At 68.4% G+C, this 732-nt stretch carries 1 protein-coding gene and 1 pseudogene; both read right to left on the bottom strand.

From position 1 onward, the window contains the following. On the bottom strand, positions 1–481 hold a 481-nt coding region (locus PGX04_RS07780), incomplete at its 3' end, for a PAS domain S-box protein (protein WP_273737981.1). 77 nt (positions 482–558) lie between these two features. Next, positions 559–732 (bottom strand): annotated as a pseudogene (locus PGX04_RS07785) (DUF1467 domain-containing protein); the annotation flags it as partial.

A 732-nucleotide genomic window follows, 5' to 3' on the forward strand; every position in this document is an offset into this window, starting at 1 on the left:
GCGACTCGAGTTCGCGAACGACGCCGACCGTCCCCCGCCGGCCGTCGTCGTCGGGCACCGTCCCGAGCCGTAGTTCGCAGGGGATTTCGGTGCCAGCGGCCGTCCGGATCGTCCCCTCGGTCGAGGTGACGCCGCCCCGGCCATCGCTCGCTGTTCCGTCCCTCCCCGTGTCCCCATCGGTACCTGCGTCTCCATCACCAGCCGCGCCCCCATCGGTACCCACATTCCCGTCATCGTCCGCGAGCGCCTCGGTTCCGAATCCGTCGACGAGTTGCGAGACGTGCTCGCCGCGGATCGCCTCGCGGCCGTAGCCGGTCAGCTCGAGGAGGGTATCGTCGACCGCGACGATCCGATCGTCGGCGTCGAGCTGAAAGATTCCCTCCGCGATTGTGTCGACGAGCGTGCGGTACCACTGGAACCCTGCCCCATCGCCGCCATCGAATCGGGGTGCGGGATCCGCCGATTCCACCCGTTCAGTCATTAGACTAATGATGCCGCTCGAACGGATAAGTCCAGCGCTGCCGCCGGTCTCGAGTACGGATCGCTCGTCCAGGGAACTTACTCTTCGCCGCCGTCGGCGAGGACGCGCTCCTCCGGCGTGGGCCGTCCCGGATGGATACCGTACCGGGCGAGGCCGTACAGCACCGTCATCGACACCGCACAGCAGACCGTCGCGCCGGCGACTGACTCGAGGACGAGGCCGGCGACTGGACCGGCGAACGCGTCGCCGAC

This window comes from Natrinema soli, from assembly GCF_028618695.1.